General features: G+C 56.2%; 1 protein-coding gene. It reads right to left on the reverse strand.

Features of this window, described 5'->3' with window-relative positions; all coding sequences use genetic code 11:
- Positions 1–313: hypothetical protein (locus Q4563_RS18380; RefSeq protein WP_303605534.1), on the reverse strand; the 313-nt coding region annotated here is incomplete at both ends.

Below are 313 nucleotides of genomic sequence, written 5' to 3' on the forward strand. Positions count from 1 at the left end.
GACTGGTTATGCCCAGGGTTTCGAAGGCACTTTCCAGATCGGCGGTTTGCAGTGAGCCTAATAAGGTTTGCAGCTGCTCAACCGAGACGCCCGCCGATTCTGCCCCGGCCTCTATTTTTTCCATCGCGGTTTTGATCAGGTCGCCAAATTGGCTCCGATCGGTGGCTGCCAGTTCTTTTAGGGCGGCAGATAGGCCGTCATTGATTTGATCGGTTGTTAGCGTTCCTTGCTGTTCCGCATTTTGTAGCGCGATCGCCAGGGCGGCAATGCCGGTTTCCCCCTGTTTCAGAGCGGTGACTACCGCGCCCGACAT

It is taken from the genome of Gilvimarinus sp. 1_MG-2023 (assembly GCF_030548285.1).